Origin of the sequence: Bradyrhizobium ottawaense, assembly GCF_900099825.1 — a bacterium.
GTDB lineage: Bacteria > Pseudomonadota > Alphaproteobacteria > Rhizobiales > Xanthobacteraceae > Bradyrhizobium > Bradyrhizobium ottawaense_A.
Genome location: NZ_LT629693.1, coordinates 3,245,321 through 3,262,706 on the forward strand (window position 1 = coordinate 3,245,321; position 17,386 = coordinate 3,262,706).

Consider the following 17,386-nt stretch of genomic DNA (forward strand, 5'->3'; position numbering starts at 1 on the left):
CGGATCATGCTCTAGCCGAACCGGCCGGTGATGTAGTCCTGGGTTCGCCGATCGCTCGGCGAGGTGAAAATCTTGTTGGTGTCGTCGAATTCGATCAATTCGCCGAGATACATGAAGGCGGTCTTGTCGGAGACGCGCGCCGCCTGCTGCATGTTATGGGTGACGATGGCGATGGTGTAGTCCTCCGCCAGCTCCTGGATCAGTTCCTCGACCTTGGCGGTCGAGATCGGATCGAGCGCCGAGCAGGGCTCGTCGAACAGGATCACCTCGGGCCGCACCGCGACCGTGCGGGCGATGCAGAGCCGCTGCTGCTGGCCGCCGGACAGGCTGAGGCCACTTGCGTTCAGCTTGTCCTTGACCTCGTTCCACAGCGCGCCGCCGCGCAGCGCCTTCTCGACCCGGCCGTCCATCTCGGATTTCGAGATCTTCTCGTAGAGGCGGATGCCGAAGGCGATGTTTTCGTAGATCGTCATCGGGAACGGCGTCGGCTTCTGGAACACCATGCCGACGCGGGCTCGCAGCAGATTGAGATCGAGCTTGGGATCCAGGATGTTGGTCTGGTCGAGCATCAACTGTCCGGTGGCCTTCTGGCCCGGATAGAGATCGTACATCCGGTTGAAGATCCGCAACAGGGTCGACTTGCCGCAGCCGGACGGGCCGATGAAGGCGGTGACGCGGTTGGTGCCGAGCGCGAGGTTGATGTTCTTCAGTGCGTGGTGCTCGCCGTAATAGAAGTTCAGGTTGCGCGCCGTGACCTTGGCAGGCGCCTCGGGCAGCGCCGACGCCGCGGGAGGAAGGCCGCCAGCAGCGCTCATGGATGATGATACGGAAACGTCGGTCATTTTGCTGTCCTCTCGGCGCCGAGGATGCGTGCGCCAATGTTCAGGGCAAGAACGGTCAGGGTGATGAGCAAGGCCCCGCTCCAGGCGAGCTGTTTCCAGTAGACGTAGGGGCTCTGCACGAAATTGTTGATGGTGACCGGCAGGTTCGCCATCGTCTTGGTCAGGTTGAGGCTGAAGAACTGGTTCGACAGCGCCGTGAACAACAGCGGCGCGGTTTCGCCGGCGACGCGGGCGGTGGCGAGCAGCACGCCGGTGATCAGGCCCGAGCGCGCCGCGCGGTAGGCGATGCGGCGGATCACCAGCGAGCGCGGCAGGCCGAGCGCGGAGGCCGCTTCACGCAGCGGATTGGGCACCAGCCCCAGCATGTCCTCGGTGGTGCGCACCACCACGGGGATGACGATGACCGCCAGCGCCAGACAGCCGGCAAAGGCCGAGAAGCCGCCCATCGGCACCACGATGGCGCCATAGACGAACAGGCCGATGATGATCGAGGGCGCGCTGAGCAGGATGTCGTTGATGAAGCGGATGATCGAGGTGAGTTTGTCGTGCTTGCCGTATTCGGCCAGATAGGTTCCGGCGAACAGGCCGAGCGGCGCGCCGATGCCGACGCCGATCACGGTCATGATGATCGAGCCGACGATGGCGTTGCGCAGGCCGCCCTCGGTCGATCCGGGCGGCGGGGTGTCCTGGTAGAACACCGCCAGATGGATGCCGGCGAGGCCGTTATAGAACAGCGTGAACAGGATCAGCGCGAGCCAGGTGACGCCGAACAAAGCGGCGCCGACGCACAGCGCCCGGATCACGATGTCGAAGCGGCGGCGCGAGGCGTAAATCGGGTTCATCTCAGTTCCCCGCCTTCTTTTCCAGCCGCATCAGCATCAGCCGCGCGGCCGCCAGCACGAAGAAGGTCAGCACGAACAGCAGCAGGCCGAGCAGGATCAGGCCGGACTGGTGCAGCCCGTCGCTCTCGGCGAATTCGCTGGCGATCGCCGCCGAGATCGTGGTGCCCGGCGCGAAGATCGAGGACGAGATCTTGAACGAGTTGCCGATGATGAAGGTGACAGCCATGGTTTCGCCGAGCGCGCGGCCAAGCGCCAGCATGATGCCGCCGATCACGCCGACCCTGGTATAGGGAATGACGACATTGCGGACGACTTCCCAGGTGGTGCAGCCGACTCCGTAAGCGGCCTCCTTCAGCACCGGCGGCACCGTCTTGAACACGTCGACCGAGATCGAGGTGATGAACGGCAGCACCATGATCGCCAGAATCAGCGCAGCGTTGAACAGCGAGAGATAGGACGGCGGACCGGCGAAGATCGAACCCAGCACCGGAACGCCTTCGAAGATGCTGATCATGAAGGGCTGGAACGTGTTGGCCAGAAACGGCCCCAGCACGAAGAAGCCCCACATGCCGTAGATGATGGAGGGAATGCCGGCCAGCAGCTCGATGGCGAGGCCGATGGGGCGGCGCAGCCAGAGCGGACAGATCTCGGTCAGGAACACCGCGATGCCGAGGCCGACGGGAATGGCGATCATCATCGCGATCACGGAGGTGACCAGCGTGCCGTAGATCGGTCCGAGTGCGCCGAGCACCGGCGGATCGGCTGATGGCGCCCAGCGCGAGGTGAACAGGAAGGAGAAACCGTATTCCCTCATCGCGGGCCAGGCGCCGGCGATCAGGGAGATGATGATGCCGCCGAGAATGAGGAGCACCGAAATCGCGCAGGCGCGGGTGATCCAGTAAAACGTGACGTCGCCGAACTTGAAGGCGCTGAGGGCCCGGGCACGATCGTAAGGTCCAGCAGCAGCTTCCATTACGTCGCCTTGAACCGCCATGTCTGCCACGCCAATCCCCTGTACTTATAACCCAACAACCCGAAATCCTGTGCGCGGATTTCGCAGCTGGTTCGGCCGCGCGTTGTTCTTGGTTTTTGCTGTTGTTTTTGCCCCGCCCCGCCGGGAGGGAAAACCCAACCCGGGGTGAAGCCGGGTTGGGCAGAGGGAGCAGGCTCCCGTTGTGGTGTGAGCTCGTTATCGCAAGAGCGAAACGGGACTCAGCTCTTGATGTCGGCCGACCAGGTCTTCTCGATCAGCTTGACCACGGCATCCGGCATCGGGATGTAATCGAGCTCTTCAGCCATCTTGCCGCCCTTTTCGAACGACCACTTGAAGAACTTGATGGCTTCCTGGGACGCGGCCTTGTCGGTCGCATCCTTGTGCATCAGGATGAAGGTCGCCGCGGTGATCGGCCAGGAAGCATCGCCGGGCTGGTCGGTCAGGATCACGTAGTAGCCGGGCGCCTTGGCCCAGTCGGCGTTGGAAGCGGCCGCCTGGAACGCTGCGATGGTCGGCTGCACGGTCTTGCCGCCCTTGTTGATCAGCGCGGTGTAGGTCAGCTTGTTCTGCTTGGCGTAGGCATATTCGACGTAACCGATCGCGTTCTTGGTCTGGCCGATGTTGCCGGCAACGCCTTCATTGCCCTTGGCGCCAACGCCCGCCGGCCATTCGACCGCGGTGCCGGAGCCGACCTTGGTCTTCCACTCGGCATTCGACTTCGACAGATAGTCGGTGAAGTTGAAGGTGGTGCCCGAACCGTCGGAGCGACGCACCACGGTGATGGCGTCGGTCGGCAGCTTCAGGCTCGGATTGAGCTTGGCAATCGCGGCGTCGTTCCACTTGGTGATCTTGCCGAGATAGATGTCGCCGAGCACTTCGCCCGACAGCACCAGCTCGCCCGGCTTGATGCCTTCGAGGTTCACGACGGGGACGATCGCGCCCATCACCATCGGCCACTGCACTAGGCCGTCCTTTTCGAGCACTTCGGCCTTCAGCGGCGCGTCGGTGGCGCCGAAGGTCACGGTCTTGGCCTGGATCTGCTTGATGCCGGCGCCGGAACCGATCGACTGATAGTTCAGACCGTTGCCGGTTTCCTTTTTGTAGGCGTCAGCCCACTTCGAATAGATCGGGAACGGGAAGGTGGCGCCCGCGCCAGTAATATCGGCCGCGAAGGCCGACGTCGAAGCGGCGACCAGGCCGGCAGCGACGATTGTCTTGATGAAATTCATGGTCGGTCTCCATCTGGTGAGCGAAGCGTCTGATACGCCCGATCGCGCTCACGCCGCCCGTGTAGGTGCGGTCGATAGAGCTTTTACGAAGGTTTGGTGACAGTTGGATGACAAGTCTAAGCGATTGAAATTACTTGTATTTATGCCGGTATCGAGGTCTTCGCCTGGGGAAAACAGGCGGTAAAGGTGGCCCCGTTTTTGGGCACGCTTTCGATCAAAAGCCGGCCGCGATGGCGGTTAACAATATGTTTCACCAGCGATAAACCGAGCCCGGTTCCGCCCTGTGCGCGGCTGTCGCCGACATCGACCCGGTAGAAGCGCTCGGTCAGCCGCGGCAGGTGTTCCGGGGCAATGCCCGGGCCGAAATCGCGCACCAGCACGCGCACTTCCGGCGCCCCCTCGGCGGAATTCGCATGGACCAGGGAAACGATCACCCGGCCGCCCGACGCGCCGTATTTCAGCGCGTTCTCGATCAGGTTTTCGAACAGCCGCAGCAGCTCCTCGCGATCGCCCGCGATCGTCACCGGCAGTTCCGGCAGATCGATCTCGATCGCGACTTGGCGTTCGCGCGCCAGCGGTTCCAGCCCGTCGGCGACCTGGCGGATGATCGGCACCAGGTCGACCGAGGTATCGGGGCGGACATGGGCCGACAACTCGACCCGCGACAGCGACAGCAAGTCGTCGATCAGCCGCGCCATCCGCGTCGCCTGCGCATGCATGATGCCGAGAAAGCGCTCGCGCGCCTTGGCGTCATCCTTGGCCGGCCCCTGCAGCGTATCGATGAAACCCGAGAGTGCTGCCAGCGGCGTGCGCAGTTCGTGACTGGCATTGGCGACGAAATCGGCGCGCATTTCCTCGACCCGCCGCAGCGGCGTCTGGTCGTGGAAGGTCATCAGCATGCACTTGTCGGTGCCGCCGAACAGCGTCGGCACCGGCACCGGCGTGATGATCAGCTCCATCCAGCGATCGACCGGGACATGGTCGAGGTAGGTCGCCCGCCGCGGCTCGGTGGTCGCGATCGCCTCGCGCAGCGCGGTGATGATCTCCGGCGAGCGCAGCGCGAACTGGGCCAGTTCGTTCTTGCGCAGCGCCGGCGCGAGCTGGGCAGCGGCGGCGTTGAGATGCAGCACGCGGCCGGCGCGGTCGAGCAGCACGGCCGGATCCGGCATCCCGGCCACGACCGCGCTGACGGCGGCGGCCTCGACCGGATTGACGCCGCGGACATCCTCGCGGGACGTGACCGCGTTATGCAGCCGCCACGGCACCAGGGCTGCGGCAGCGATGCAGAGGAAAACCGCGGCGGCGCGCGCCGCCGAGAGTTCGGACAGGATCACCAGCACCGAAAGCGCGATCGCCGCGACGAGCAGAATGATGGCCGCATGGCGCAGGCGGTCCGGCCACGGCGCAAAGAAGGTGGATGAGGAGGAATCGTCTATCGCCATCGCGCCGGCTTTCTTCCCTCTGTCTCTATTAAAGACGCGTTTTCTACCGCAGATAAGTCTACGCAAGCTGCGTAAACTTGATTGCTATGCGAACCGGTGCCCACTTCGCTCGAAAACGCTTACCCTGGCGCTTTCCGCGGCTTCAGGCGCCGGAGTCTCCGCGCTCGCGCACATAGACCGCCTCACGTCTCGGCTCGGCGTCCGGGCCGGGCGTCATCTGGCGCAGGCGCTTGAGTCGCGCGCCGATGATGACCTCCCGAAGCGTCAGCAAGATTACAGATATGATGAACGGCGCAATATAGTAGAGCACGCGGAACAGCAGCATCCCGGCCAGCAGGTCTTCGCGGTCCATCTGCCACAGGCCGACCAGCATGGCGGCGTCGAACACCCCGAGCCCCCCGGGCGAATGGCTGGCAAAGCCCAGCAGCGTCGCCGAGACGAAAATGACCGCGACGACGACGAAGCCGAGATTGGGCTCGTCCGGCACCAGCACATACATCGCCAGCGCGCAGAACCCGAGGTCGACGATGCCGATCGCGATTTGCAGCAGCGTCAGCGGGCCGCCCGGCAGCATGACGGTCCACGGTCCGCGGCCGACGCCGCGCGGCTGGGTCCAGACCCAGACCACGTACCCCACCAAACCGACGATGATCGCAAACGCCACGACACGGTTGAGCCAGGGCGGCAGCAGGTCGATCGAGGAGGCGGCTTCCGGATGGTAGGCGATGCCCAGTCCCAGCACCGCGGCATTGCCGAGCCAGAAGGTCAGTCCGGCGAGGAAGCAGATCTTGGCGACGTCGATCGCGTTCAATCCCCAGGCCGAATAGATCCGGTAGCGAACCGCGCCGCCGGTGAAGACGCTGGCGCCGACATTGTGGCCGATCGAATAGGAGGTGAAGGCGGCCAGCGCGTTGACGCGGTAGGGGATGTTGCCGTGGCCGATCGCGCGCACCGCGAACCAGTCGTAGAATGTCAGCGTGAAATAGCCCGCAGCCACGAACAGCGCCGCCAGCCATATCTGGCGCGGTTCCGTGCTCTTGATGGCCTCGATCACCTCGTTGGAGTCGATGCCGCGCAGCATGTGATAGAGCACGTAGCAAGCGATCGCGATGACCGCGACGCTAATCACAACCCCGAGCTTATGCAGGACTTGCTTCTGGCGCAGAAACGAGATCGCCCTGCGTATTGCTTCCAGCATCTAGACCTCGAATTGCGATCCGGCGACGACGCTAACGGTGCGAAGCCCGCCGGCACCACGCTGCTCCCTGACCCCTCTGGTAGCGCGTTTTGGGCCGGAGTGGAATTCGCCGTAGGACAATAAAACGCGCTTCTTCAACATATTAGGCGGGGTTGATGACACCGGAAGCACAGTTTTGCTGCAATCGCGCCGCCCAAATGAGCTTTCGGGACGGGGAAGGGACCGGCTGATGGCGCGGGACGGCGGCAGGGGCTGCGCGATGACCTGCCCCTGCATCGTGTCAGGCCGCAGGCTGGCTGCGCGAAACCACCCAGTTGCGCAGCCATGACCCGACCGCGCAACCGCAGAGATAAAGCGCGAACATGATCAGGCCGAGGTCGAGCCAGTAGCCGAAACGGCCGGGAACCACGCGGGTGAGGGCCGCCGCAACCAGCGCCGCCGCCAAGGCCGCCAGCGCCCAGCGCCATTTCTTCGGAACGCCCTCGCCGTGCTGAACCACGGAAATCCAGCCCATCGCCAGCCCAAGCAGCACTGAACCCAGCAGCCAGCCCCAATAGAATGTCGCCAGATAGGCCATGCTTACCTCACCACGAAATCAATGCGGCGGTTCTGCGCCTTGCCGTCCTCGGTGTCATTGCCCGCAATCGGTTGCGTCGAGCCATAGCCAACCGCCATGAAGCGGTTCGCCGGCAGCCCCGCTTTGACCAGGTAGTCGGTGACCGACTGCGCCCGTTTCTCCGACAGCGCCTGGTTGGCCGCTGCGTCGCCGTCGGTATCGGTATGTCCGGCAATCTCGATATTGGCGTTCGGACAGCGCAGCGCGGTTTCGATCAGGCGATCGAGCAGTCCGGCGGAATCCGCCACGATATCGGCCTTCCCGGACTCGAACCGGATCCGGGCCTTGCCGAGCAGTTCGGCGAACAATTGCTGACAGACGGTGGCGTCGACCGGCGCTGCGGCCGGCTTGACCGAGATTTCCGGCTTGAACTGCCAGCCCTGCGGAAAATCCTTGCCGAGGCCGGCGCGGATCTGATTGCCAGCGGCTTCATAGAGCGCGTCGCCCGACAGCTTCACCTCGCGGTCGCTGACCACGAGCGTGCCGGTCGACAGCCGCGACAGCGCGCCGAGCGCGGGCACCACCGCATTGGCAAATCCGGCCGGCGCGCCGACGCTCGCCTTGAGATTATCGACGACCTTTTCACTGAAGAACTTGCGTCCCGCCGCCGCCACCAGCGCCGCATGGACGTTGTTGTCGGGCACATAGCCGGTCAGCGTCAGCGTCACCGCGACCGGATCCTTGTAGGCCTGGAAGATGTAGGGCGGCGCCTTGACGTCGTTGGCCGCCACCGAAAACCCTTCGGGAAGATTCTTCAGTGCAGCTGATATCGCTTCCCTGCCGCCGAGATCGCGCGCCATGCCCGACAGGCTGACCTTGGTGTCCGACAGCGTGATCTTGCCGTCCTTCAATTTGCCGATCTGGTCGAGCAGCAGCAGCGCGGCGTTGTCGAAACGCGGCGGCGCGCCGCGCGACAAATTCATGCGGTCAACGACCTCGATGCCGCCGAGATTGGCGCGCGCCGCCTCCGTCAGCTTGCTTTTGCTCTCCGGCAGCGGCGAACTGCCCGACAGCGTCACCCGGACGACGTCGCGCTCGGCCGACCAGACGAACGGCTTGGCTTCGGGAACGAGACGGGTTTCGTCATTGACGAGCCGAACGCCCGGCACGGCTTCCACCGAGGCGACCGCGCTCTGACGGCCGTCTTCCGAGAACGCATCGGCCACGAACGTCACATCGCGGCCCTCGACCACGATACGCGTCTTGTCGAGCACGGTATCCTTGAGCGCGGCGGTCGAACGCTGCACCAGATCGGCTTCCAGCGGTTCCGTGCTGGTCCAGGCCGCGATAGCCCAAAAGATGACCAGCGGAATTACCCCCGGCCACCATTTGCTGCTCCACCTGAAAAGTCCGTGCATTCGAGGTCCTGCGGATCCGGGGGAATTGAGAGAAAACAAACCCTTGCGAGGCTGTCAAACCCGAAATACCACAGAAACGTCTGCGCGCGGGTATTTGGCCGGCTAACCTTTTGTTCAATGGTCAGCCGTTAACTTGCAGTCAAACTCCAACCGGCCAACCGCTTGTGATGAAGCAGCTCCGCAACACCGTTATCCGGACCGGACTGGAAGTGCTTTCTCGGTCCGGGGTGCATCACCTGCTGCGACCATTCTTCGCGGGTGTCGGCGCCATTTTCATGCTGCACCAGGTCCGCCCGGGCCGCGACGCCGAATTCCAGCCCAACCGTCATCTCGAGATCGAGCCCGAATTCCTGCGCGCGACGCTGCAGCATCTTCGCCAGCTCGACGTCGATCTCGTCACCATGGACGAGGTGCATGCGCGGCTTTCGCAGCGCAATTTCGCGCGGCGGTTCGCCTGTTTCACCTTCGACGACGGTTATCGCGACAACCGCGATTTCGCCCTGCCGGTGATGCGCGAATTTGACGCGCCCCTCACCGTCTATGTCGCCAGCGATTTTGCCGAAGGCACCGGCCGGCTGTGGTGGGTCGCGCTCGAGAGAGCGATCGCCGGGGCATCCTCGGTCGAGATCCCCTTCGGCGGCAACCTCGCACGCCTCGATACCTCGACGCCGGCGGCCAGGCAGGCCGCCTTCGACCGGATTCACGACTGGCTGCGCGCCCTGCCCGGCGAGCACGATCAGCAACGCGAAATCTCAGCGCTATGCACGCGCCATGAGGTGGACGAGGCCGCCATTGTCCGCGACCTCTGCCTGTCCTGGGACGAATTGAAACCGTTCGCGGACGATCCGCTGGTCACGATCGGCGCGCATACCATCAGCCATTGCAACCTCGCGCGGCAGAGCGAAGCGAGCGCTTCGCTCGAGATCGCCACCAGCCGCGCGCGGATCGAGAATGCGCTGCAGCGGCCGGTGCTGCATTTCGCCTATCCCTATGGCGACCGCACGGCCGCCGGGGTGCGCGAATTCGCAGCGACGAAAGCGGCGGGATTCAAGACCGCGGTTACGACGCGGCCGGGCATGATCTATCCGGAAAGCGCCGGCCACCTGACGGCGCTGCAGCGGGTCTCGCTCAACGGCAATTACCAGGATCTCCGCATCCTCCCCGTCCTGACCTCCGGCACCGCCACCGCGATGTGGAACGGTTTTCGCCGCATCGACGCGGCGTAGCGGCACCCACTATTGTCGTCCCCGCGAACGCGGGGACCCATAGCCACCGGCTCCAATTATTGAAAAAGATGACGACTCCATTGCCCGACCGATAGGCCGCGGCGTATGGGTCCCTGCGTTCGCAGGGACGACAGAGAATGGAGTTTCTTGACTCGCTCCGCGCCCGCGCCCAAAACCTGCGGCAAATCAAATGGAGGAACGCATGTTCAAGGATCTGTTTTCGTTGAAGGGCCGTATTGCAGTCGTGACCGGCGGATCGCGCGGCATCGGCAAGATGATCGCGGCGGGATTTCTCGCCCAGGGTGCGGCGAAGGTCTACATCACCGCGCGCAAGGCCGGGCCCTGCGAGGCGACTGCGAAGGAGCTTTCGGCCGCCTATGACGGCGAATGCATCGCGCTGCCGATCGACATTTCGACGGTCGAAGGCTGCAACAAGCTTGCCGCCGAAATCATCAAGCTGGAGCCGAAGCTCGACATCCTCGTCAACAATGCCGGTGCGGCCTGGGGCGCTGAATTCGACGAATTCCCCGAGAGCGGCTGGGACAAGGTCATGGACCTCAACGTCAAGTCGCTGTTCTTCCTGACCAAGGCGCTGGCAAAGCCGCTGCGCGCCGCAGCCAGCCGCGAGCGGCCTGCCAAGGTCATCAACGTCGCCTCGATCGACGGCATCTTCGTCAACCCGGGCGAGACCTATTCCTACGCCGCGAGCAAGGCCGCCGTGATCCACCTGACGCGGCGCATGGCGACCAAACTGATCAAGGACAGCATCAACGTGACCGCGATCGCGCCGGGTGCGTTCGCCTCCGACATGAACAGGGCTGCGCGCGACCGCTCGGACGAACTCGCGGCGCGGATTCCGGCCCAGCGCATCGGCACCGATGAGGACATGGCGGGAATCGCCATCTATCTCGCCTCGCGCGCCGGCGATTACGTGGTCGGCAACACCATCGCGGTCGATGGCGGCGTGGTCTACGCGAATGCGGGGCTGGAGATCGCGGGGTAAATTGCTGTCGTCCCGGCGAACGCCGGGACCCATACCGCGTGATCCATCGATAGAGCGCTGTGGCAGACGTCATCGCAAAACAGTGAAGTCCTGTGGTTATGGGTCCCGGCGTTCGCCGGGACGACATAGACTCACGTATCGATCTTCACATACTCGAAATCGCCGGGCTTGTTGTCGATGCCGACCTTGGGCGGCGAGATCCAGGACGCGTACTGGCCGGTTTCGGTGACCGGCTTCATCAGCGAAGCGATGAAGTCGCCGTCGGCGGATGACGGCAGCCATTCGCCCTTGCGCTGGTTCCAGGTGGCGTCGTCGATCAGCACGCCTTCGGGCGTGGCGTGGATATCCCTGAACTCGCCGATCTGGCGATGGAACGCGACGTTCGGCAGCGTCAGCTTGAAATGGAAGCCGGCCAGCGAAATGATCTTGTTCCAGCGCAGCATGCCCTTGACGCAGTCCTGCGTGTAGTCGTCGCGCAGCCGCATGTTGAGTGCGGTCAGCGCCGGCTCGTCGACGCGCTTGATTACGCCGTCGACCAGCTTGAGCACCGGATAGGTCGCGCTCTTCAACTGATGGTCGTCGTCGATCTGGGTTTCCTTGTAACGGCCCTTGATGCCGGCATTGAAGGCGTTCGCCGCGTTGGTCGAGACTTCCGAACCGAACAGGTCCAGCGACAGCGAGTAATGCAGATGCAGCTTCTTCTGGATGGTCGGCAGGTCGATGACGCCGAGCGCGCGGACTTTGGCGATATCGTTGGGATCGGTGATGCCGGCCGCCTTCATCGCCTCGCAGGTGCGCTGCACGACGCGGCTGATGCCGGTCTCGCCGACGAACATGTGATGCGCCTCTTCGGTCAGCATGAAGCGGCAGGTGCGTGACAGCGGATCGAAGCCGGACTGCGCCAGCGAGTGCAACTGCATCTTGCCGTCGCGGTCGGTGAAGTAGGTGAACATGAAGAACGACAGCCAGTCCGGCGTCGCTTCGTTGAAGGCGCCGAGCATGCGCGGTGAATCTGCGTCGCCAGAGCGGCGGCGCAACAAGTCATCGGCTTCCTCGCGGCCGTCACGGCCGAAATATTTCTGCAGCAGGTAGACCATCGCCCAGAGATGGCGGCCTTCCTCGACATTGACCTGGAACAGGTTGCGGAGGTCGTAGAGCGAGGGCGCGGTCTTGCCGAGATGGCGCTGCTGTTCGACCGAAGCCGGCTCGGTGTCGCCCTGGATCACGATCAGGCGGCGCAGCGTGGCGCGATGCTCGCCCGGGACTTCCTGCCAGGCCGGCTTGCCAAAATTCTCGCCGAACGGAATGACGCGGTTCTCTTCCTGGGGCGCCAGAAGAATGCCCCAGCGATATTCCGGCATCTTGACGTAGTCGAACTTGGCCCAGCCGCGCGGATCGACCGAATAGGCGGTGCGCAGGTAGACCAGCGACTGCTGAAAGCCTTCCGGCCCCATGTCGCTCCACCAGTCCATATAGCCGGGATGCCAGCCCTCCAGCGCCTTCAGCACCTGGCGATCTTCACTGAGATTCACGTTGTTGGGAATCTTGGTTGAGTAATCGACGTTCATGAAGTTCATGGCGTGCACTCCTTGCTCGGTCTTGTGTCCCGGACGCGGTGCAGCGCGAAGCGGTGCGCCGCAGAGCCGGGACCATTTCAGTGACGGTCCGTGTGGGTCCCGGTTCTGCAGCGCGTCACTTGCGCGCCGCGCAGCGCCCGGGACACGAAATCAAACCCGCGTCATATCGAACTGCGCCTTCTGGCCGGTGCCGTAGCGGCGCAGCGCGCCGTTTTCGCCGACTGCGTTGGGGCGCTGAAAAATCCAGTTCTGCCACGCCGTCAGGCGCGAAAAGATCTTCGATTCCATGGTCTCGGGTCCGACGAAGCGCAAATTGGCTTCCATGCCGGTGAGCCCGTCGGGCGAGAACGAGGTGCGTTCTTCGAGGAACACCCGCACCTCGTCGTCCCAGTCGATATCGTCGAGCGCGAAGGTGACGAGGCCGAGTTCCTCGGCCTGTTCGGCATCGAGGCTGGTGCCGATGGTGGCTTCGGCGCGGTCCAGGTCGGACGGGTCGGCCTGGAAGCGCGACTGCAGCCGGGTCAGCCCGTGGCTCATCGGATAGGGCCCGAAATTCATCGCGGTGAGTTGGATCGACGGCGGCTCGCGGTTGTCGCCCTGCTTCTGTCCGATCAGCATGTACGAGCGGTCGGCGGCGAACACGAGTTCGGCCAGCGTGCCGACGAAGCAGGAGCCGGGCTCGACCAGCGTCACCAGCGTGCGCGAGGTGACGTCGATGCGCTTCAGCACCCGTTTCCAGTACTGCCTGATCTCGTTGACCAGCCAGTGCGCCTTGTTGGCCTCGAGGAAAGCGTCGGCGGCAATGATATTGGCGCGATCACCATGCGACTTGAACAGCAGCATCGCGATTTCGAGTTCGTTGATGCGCAAGTGAAGAATGGCGTCGTCGAGTTCGCGCGCCACCTGAAGCGGCCAGAACGCGGCCCCCTGCGCGATCAGGCCGTCGATATCGGCCGGGGGTGCAGCCTCCGGCGCCTTGATCGAAATGGTCGCGATCCGGGTCGCGCGGTCGATGTCGACGCTGACGAAGCCATAGCGGATCGAGGTGTCGTCGATGATGCGATGGAGCGGCGTCAGCGTGATGCCCTTGCCACTGCCGTTGCGCTTCGAGAGGCCGGCGAATTCCTTGGCGCGCTCGGTGACTTTGGCTTCGAGCTTGCTGTTCGGCGCGATCTCGTCGACGAGGCGCCATTGCACGGCGCGCTTGCCCTTGATGCCTTCCTCGATGGTGCAGAAGAAATCGGCATGGTCGCGGCGCACCTTGCGCTTGTCGACCACGCGGGTCAGCCCGCCGGTGCCCGGCAGCACCGCCAGCAGCGGCACTTCCGGCAGCGACACCGCGGCAGCGCCGTCGTCGGCGAGGATGATGTGATCGGTGGCGAGCGCCAGTTCATAGCCGCCGCCGGCCGCGGTGCCGTTGACCACCGTGATGAAGCGCTGCCCGGAATTTTCGGAAGAATCTTCCAGACCGTTACGGGTCTCGTTGGTGAACTTGCAGAAGTTGACCTTGTGGGCGTGCGTCGAGCCCGCCAGCATGCGGATATTGGCGCCGGCGCAGAACACCCGGTTCTTGCCCGAGCGCATCACGACGACCTTCACCGCGGGATGTTCGAAGCGCAGCCGCTGCACGGCATCCGCAAGTTCGATGTCGACGCCGAGGTCGTAGGAATTCAGCTTGAGCTGATAGCCTTCGAACAGCCCGGCATTCTCATCGACATCCATGGTCAGCGTGGCTGTGTCGCCATCGACGGCGACCTTCCAGTGCCGGTAGCGCGACGGATCTGTTTGGAAATCGATGAATTTTGCGCCGCCTGCGAGGACGCGATCTTCGCCAGCCATTGGGCCACCCTTGACGCTCTTATTGGCTTATCTGATTATGCACAATAATGCATGTCATTGGTCAAGTCCAGCCCAAAGCGCGATAACATGCATTTTATTTCATGTCCGGCTGACGGCTGAAAAGGCCACCCAATCGGCCTTGGCGAGCAGCGGCCGCTCCAGTTTGGCCTAGATCAGGCCGGCCATGGCCGCCACCGGAAAGCCGTCGGCGAAACCATCGCCGCCGGCGCTGCGCACCCCCAGCGCCTTGAGTTCGCCGAGTGCTTCGCGAAACAGCCGCGCCGCGGCGTGCGGCTTCTGCATCCGGAGCCGCAAATTCGCGGTCGCAATCAGGATGCAGGCGCGCAGCAGGATCCGCTCGCGGCCACCCTGCGGCGCCGCCGCCCACACCGCTTCGAGGATCTCCTGCGATTCCCAGAAATAGCCGCGGTCGTTCAGCGACATCGCGTAGCGCAGCGCCGGATGACGCGCCGGTACATTGCCCTGGAAGCGTGACGGCACCAGCAGCGTCACCTGCGCCAGCGTTTCGTAATCGGCATTGGCTTCGTCGGTTTCGCCGGGCACATAGGCCCATCGCGGCAGCGGCAGATTGGCGGCCGGCGATATCGTCATCGGGGCGTCGCCCAGATCAAAAGACTAAGCGGCCCGCCCCCGCGAACCATGGACACGCAACACGGCGTTGGCGAATTCGGTGATCGCATCCAGCGTCGGCCCCGGCGCTTCCCGATGCGGCTGATGTCCCGCCCCCGGGATAACAGTCACATCGACCGGACAATAGCACTCCTGCTGCGCGATCTCGACCTGACGCATTGTCCCATACACGTCGTCCACACCCTGCAGGATCGCTGTGGGCACGCGGATATAAGCCAGGAATTCCGAGATATCCCAGTTGCGGAAGGCCGGATCGAGCCAGGCGTTGTTCCAGCCGTAGAAGGCGTTGTCGACGTCCTTGTGCCAGCGCGCCAGCTTTTCCTTTAGATTCGTGGTCTCAAAGGCGGTCCTGATGGCGGCGATCGAAGCCACCGAAATATCCTCGACGATGAAGTGCGGCGCGATCAGCGCGATGCCTTCGACGCGGTGGTCCTGATGCGAACCGGCATAGATCGCCGCGATCGAGGCGCCGTCGGAGTGACCGAGCAAAAGGCCGCGGCGAAAGCCGATCGCGTCGAGCAGTTTTGGCAGCACGTCGCGCGCCTCGATATGCATGTAGTCGATCGGCCGCGGCAGTCTGACTGATGTCGAGGCGCCATAGCCGGCGCGCGAATAGACGAACACGCCGGCGCCGGTCGCGGCCTGGAGTTTTTCCGGAAAATCACCCCACAGCCCGGCCGAGCCGAGGCCTTCGTGCAACATCACGATGGTGGGCGCGCTGTCAGACGCGGGACCGATCATGCGGTATTCGAGTTCGGCGGCGCCGATGGTGAGGAAGCCGGTGGGGGAGAGGGTTGTCATTCTTTTTGTACCTGCGACCCGATATCTCTCGTTCGTCATGCCCGGGCTTGACCCGGGCATCCACGACTTTCTTCGTCACGGCGCTAAAGACGTGGATGGCCGGGTCAAGCCCGGCCATGACGACTGTTATTTTGCCCCATCCCGCAACTTGAACCGCTGAATCTTACCCGTCGCCGTCTTCGGCAGGCTTTCCACCACATCGATCCAGCGCGGATATTTCCACGGCCCGATCTTCTGCTTGACGTGCTCCTTCAGCGCCTCATGCAACCCGTCGACCTTGGTATCGGCGCGCAGCACCACGAAGGCTTTCGGCTTCAGCAAGCCTTCCGGATCGGCCTCGGGCACCACCGCGGCTTCCAGCACCGCGGGATGGGTGATCAGCGCGCTCTCGACTTCGAACGGCGACACCCAGATGCCGGAGACCTTGAACATGTCGTCGCTGCGGCCGCAGAAGGTGTAACGGCCGTCGGCGTCGCGGATGTATTTGTCGCCGGTGCGGGTCCAGTGGCCCTCGAACGTCTGCCGGCTCTTGCTGCGCTGGTTCCAGTAGCCCTCGCCGGCCGAGGGCGCATCGACCAGCAACTCGCCGACCTCACCATCGGCGACGTCGGCGCCGGCCTCGTTGACCAGCCGCACTTTGTAGCCAGGCACCGGACGCCCCGAGGAGCCGTATTTGATATCGCCCGGCGCGTTGGAGAGAAAGATGTGCAAGAGCTCGGTCGATCCGACGCCATCGAGAATGTCGACACCGAACCGCGCCTTCCAGGCATTGCCGACCGATTCCGGCAGCGCTTCGCCGGCCGACGTGCAGACCCGCAAGCGGTTGCCGGCACCGGTGCTTTTCAGCGTGTCGTCGTTGAGCATCGCGGCAAACAACGTCGGCACGCCGAAGAAGATGCTCGGATGATACTTGTTCATCAGCGCGAACATCGTTCCCGGCGTCGCCCGCTCGGAATTCAGCACCGTGGTGGCGCCGACCGACATCGGAAACGTCAGCGCGTTGCCGAGGCCGTAGGCAAAGAACAGCTTTGCCGCCGATAGCCCGACGTCGTCCTCGCGAATGCCGAGCACCTGCTTTGCGTAGGTCTCGGCGGTGGCGGCGAGATTGGAATGCAGATGCCGCACGCCCTTGGGCATGCCGGTCGAACCCGACGAATACAGCCAGAACGCGGGCTCATCGGGATGCGTCGCCGCGGTCGTGAAGGAAGTGCTTTCGTTGGCGAGTTCGTCGGAGAGCTTCTTGTGGCCGTGGGCATCCTTGCCGGAAACGATGACATGTTCGAGGTCCGGCATCCGCCCGACCATGTCCTTGACCACGGGCAGCAGCGCCTCGGAAACGAACAGGACGCGAGCGCGGCAATCCGCCAGCACGTAGGCATATTGCTCCGACGTCAACAGCGTGTTGAGCGGCACCGGCACGATGCCGGCGCGGATCGCGCCGAGGAACACGCAGGGGAAATCCACGGTGTCGAGCATGATCATCGCGACGCGTTCTTCGCGGCGGACGCCGAGCCGGCGCAGCATGTTGGCGACCCGGCAGGACTGCTTTTGCAAGTCGCCGTAGGTGAGTTCGGCGACGGTGTCGGTGAAAGCGAGCTTGGCGCCGCGGCCTTCCTCGACATTGCGGTCGAGCAGCCACGTCACCGCATTGTAGGAACCGGCACTGTCGGAACCGGAGTTGCCACTCACGACGCTCTCTCCCCAACTTTTAAGAATTATAATTCATATAAAGCCACTGCACACGCTTGCTGTCAATCTTCATCGGAAC

Annotated in this window: 15 protein-coding genes; 2 read left to right on the forward strand and 13 right to left on the reverse strand. The window is 63.7% G+C overall.

Features of this window, described 5'->3' with window-relative positions:
- Positions 1 to 11 precede the first annotated feature (11 nt).
- The 8 genes from pstB to BLR13_RS15295 form a co-directional block, all read right to left on the reverse strand.
- Positions 12 to 842 (reverse strand): phosphate ABC transporter ATP-binding protein PstB, encoded by an 831-nt coding sequence (gene pstB / locus BLR13_RS15260; RefSeq protein ID WP_074822477.1) that lies wholly within the window; start codon positions 840 to 842, stop codon positions 12 to 14.
- Complete coding sequence (pstA, locus tag BLR13_RS15265; protein WP_074822474.1) at positions 839 to 1,684, reverse strand: phosphate ABC transporter permease PstA; 846 nt, start codon at positions 1,682 to 1,684, stop codon at positions 839 to 841. Before pstA ends, pstB begins: the two co-directional genes overlap by 4 nt.
- A gap of 1 nt (position 1,685) precedes the next feature.
- A complete protein-coding gene (gene pstC / locus BLR13_RS15270; protein ID WP_091976517.1) occupies positions 1,686 to 2,687 on the reverse strand; it encodes a phosphate ABC transporter permease subunit PstC in 1,002 nt (333 codons plus the stop codon).
- 209 nt (positions 2,688 to 2,896) lie between these two features.
- On the reverse strand, positions 2,897 to 3,907 hold the full coding sequence (pstS, locus tag BLR13_RS15275) for a phosphate ABC transporter substrate-binding protein PstS (protein WP_074822467.1): 1,011 nt from the start codon (positions 3,905 to 3,907) through the stop codon (positions 2,897 to 2,899).
- 140 nt (positions 3,908 to 4,047) lie between these two features.
- Positions 4,048 to 5,349 carry an ATP-binding protein gene (locus BLR13_RS15280; RefSeq protein ID WP_074822464.1) on the reverse strand — a complete coding sequence of 434 codons (1,302 nt, stop codon included), beginning with the start codon at positions 5,347 to 5,349 and terminating at the stop codon, positions 4,048 to 4,050.
- Positions 5,350 to 5,491: 142 nt separating this feature from the next.
- Complete coding sequence (locus BLR13_RS15285) at positions 5,492 to 6,547, reverse strand: lysylphosphatidylglycerol synthase domain-containing protein (protein ID WP_074822459.1); 1,056 nt, start codon at positions 6,545 to 6,547, stop codon at positions 5,492 to 5,494.
- A gap of 280 nt (positions 6,548 to 6,827) precedes the next feature.
- The gene (locus BLR13_RS15290; RefSeq protein WP_074822454.1) at positions 6,828 to 7,124 is read right to left on the reverse strand and encodes a hypothetical protein; all 297 of its coding nucleotides are present in this window, start codon (positions 7,122 to 7,124) and stop codon (positions 6,828 to 6,830) included.
- A 2-nt stretch (positions 7,125 to 7,126) separates the two neighbouring features.
- Positions 7,127 to 8,521 carry an OmpA family protein gene (locus BLR13_RS15295; protein ID WP_074822450.1) on the reverse strand — a complete coding sequence of 465 codons (1,395 nt, stop codon included), beginning with the start codon at positions 8,519 to 8,521 and terminating at the stop codon, positions 7,127 to 7,129.
- 167 nt (positions 8,522 to 8,688) lie between these two features.
- Between BLR13_RS15295 and BLR13_RS15300 the strand changes: the two genes are divergently transcribed.
- Together BLR13_RS15300 and BLR13_RS15305 are read left to right on the forward strand one after the other, a co-directional pair.
- Positions 8,689 to 9,747, forward strand: a complete 1,059-nt coding sequence (locus BLR13_RS15300) for a polysaccharide deacetylase family protein (RefSeq protein WP_074822448.1) — start codon at positions 8,689 to 8,691, stop codon at positions 9,745 to 9,747.
- Between the two features lie 202 nt (positions 9,748 to 9,949).
- Entirely contained in the window at positions 9,950 to 10,750 is an 801-nt protein-coding gene (locus tag BLR13_RS15305; protein ID WP_074831488.1) for an SDR family oxidoreductase, read from the forward strand.
- A gap of 131 nt (positions 10,751 to 10,881) precedes the next feature.
- On the opposite strand, the gene boxB is transcribed toward BLR13_RS15305, so the two are convergent.
- The 5 genes from boxB to BLR13_RS15330 all read right to left on the reverse strand — a co-directional run bounded on the left by boxB (position 10,882) and on the right by BLR13_RS15330 (position 17,307).
- Entirely contained in the window at positions 10,882 to 12,318 is a 1,437-nt protein-coding gene (gene boxB, locus BLR13_RS15310; protein ID WP_074831487.1) for a benzoyl-CoA 2,3-epoxidase subunit BoxB, read from the reverse strand.
- Positions 12,319 to 12,477: 159 nt separating this feature from the next.
- Positions 12,478 to 14,166, reverse strand: a complete 1,689-nt coding sequence (gene boxC, locus BLR13_RS15315) for a 2,3-epoxybenzoyl-CoA dihydrolase (RefSeq protein ID WP_074822444.1) — start codon at positions 14,164 to 14,166, stop codon at positions 12,478 to 12,480.
- A 168-nt stretch (positions 14,167 to 14,334) separates the two neighbouring features.
- On the reverse strand, positions 14,335 to 14,778 hold the full coding sequence (locus BLR13_RS15320) for a DUF309 domain-containing protein (protein ID WP_244525183.1): 444 nt from the start codon (positions 14,776 to 14,778) through the stop codon (positions 14,335 to 14,337).
- A 24-nt stretch (positions 14,779 to 14,802) separates the two neighbouring features.
- Entirely contained in the window at positions 14,803 to 15,618 is an 816-nt protein-coding gene (locus BLR13_RS15325; RefSeq protein ID WP_074822441.1) for an alpha/beta fold hydrolase, read from the reverse strand.
- 126 nt (positions 15,619 to 15,744) lie between these two features.
- Complete coding sequence (locus BLR13_RS15330) at positions 15,745 to 17,307, reverse strand: benzoate-CoA ligase family protein (RefSeq protein ID WP_074822438.1); 1,563 nt, start codon at positions 17,305 to 17,307, stop codon at positions 15,745 to 15,747.
- Positions 17,308 to 17,386 lie beyond the last annotated feature (79 nt).

Coding starts and splice junctions, on each gene's coding strand:
- pstS (WP_074822467.1), bottom strand. CDS start 3,907: ATGAATTTCATCAAGACAATCGTCGCTGCCGGCCTGGTCGCCGCTTCG.
- BLR13_RS15295 (WP_074822450.1), bottom strand. CDS start 8,521: ATGCACGGACTTTTCAGGTGGAGCAGCAAATGGTGGCCGGGGGTAATT.
- BLR13_RS15290 (WP_074822454.1), bottom strand. CDS start 7,124: ATGGCCTATCTGGCGACATTCTATTGGGGCTGGCTGCTGGGTTCAGTG.
- boxB (WP_074831487.1), bottom strand. CDS start 12,318: ATGAACGTCGATTACTCAACCAAGATTCCCAACAACGTGAATCTCAGT.
- BLR13_RS15285 (WP_074822459.1), bottom strand. CDS start 6,547: ATGCTGGAAGCAATACGCAGGGCGATCTCGTTTCTGCGCCAGAAGCAA.
- BLR13_RS15280 (WP_074822464.1), bottom strand. CDS start 5,349: ATGGCGATAGACGATTCCTCCTCATCCACCTTCTTTGCGCCGTGGCCG.
- BLR13_RS15305 (WP_074831488.1), top strand. CDS start 9,950: ATGTTCAAGGATCTGTTTTCGTTGAAGGGCCGTATTGCAGTCGTGACC.
- BLR13_RS15300 (WP_074822448.1), top strand. CDS start 8,689: ATGAAGCAGCTCCGCAACACCGTTATCCGGACCGGACTGGAAGTGCTT.
- BLR13_RS15320 (WP_244525183.1), bottom strand. CDS start 14,778: ATGACGATATCGCCGGCCGCCAATCTGCCGCTGCCGCGATGGGCCTAT.
- pstB (WP_074822477.1), bottom strand. CDS start 842: ATGACCGACGTTTCCGTATCATCATCCATGAGCGCTGCTGGCGGCCTT.
- pstA (WP_074822474.1), bottom strand. CDS start 1,684: ATGAACCCGATTTACGCCTCGCGCCGCCGCTTCGACATCGTGATCCGG.
- BLR13_RS15325 (WP_074822441.1), bottom strand. CDS start 15,618: ATGACAACCCTCTCCCCCACCGGCTTCCTCACCATCGGCGCCGCCGAA.
- boxC (WP_074822444.1), bottom strand. CDS start 14,166: ATGGCTGGCGAAGATCGCGTCCTCGCAGGCGGCGCAAAATTCATCGAT.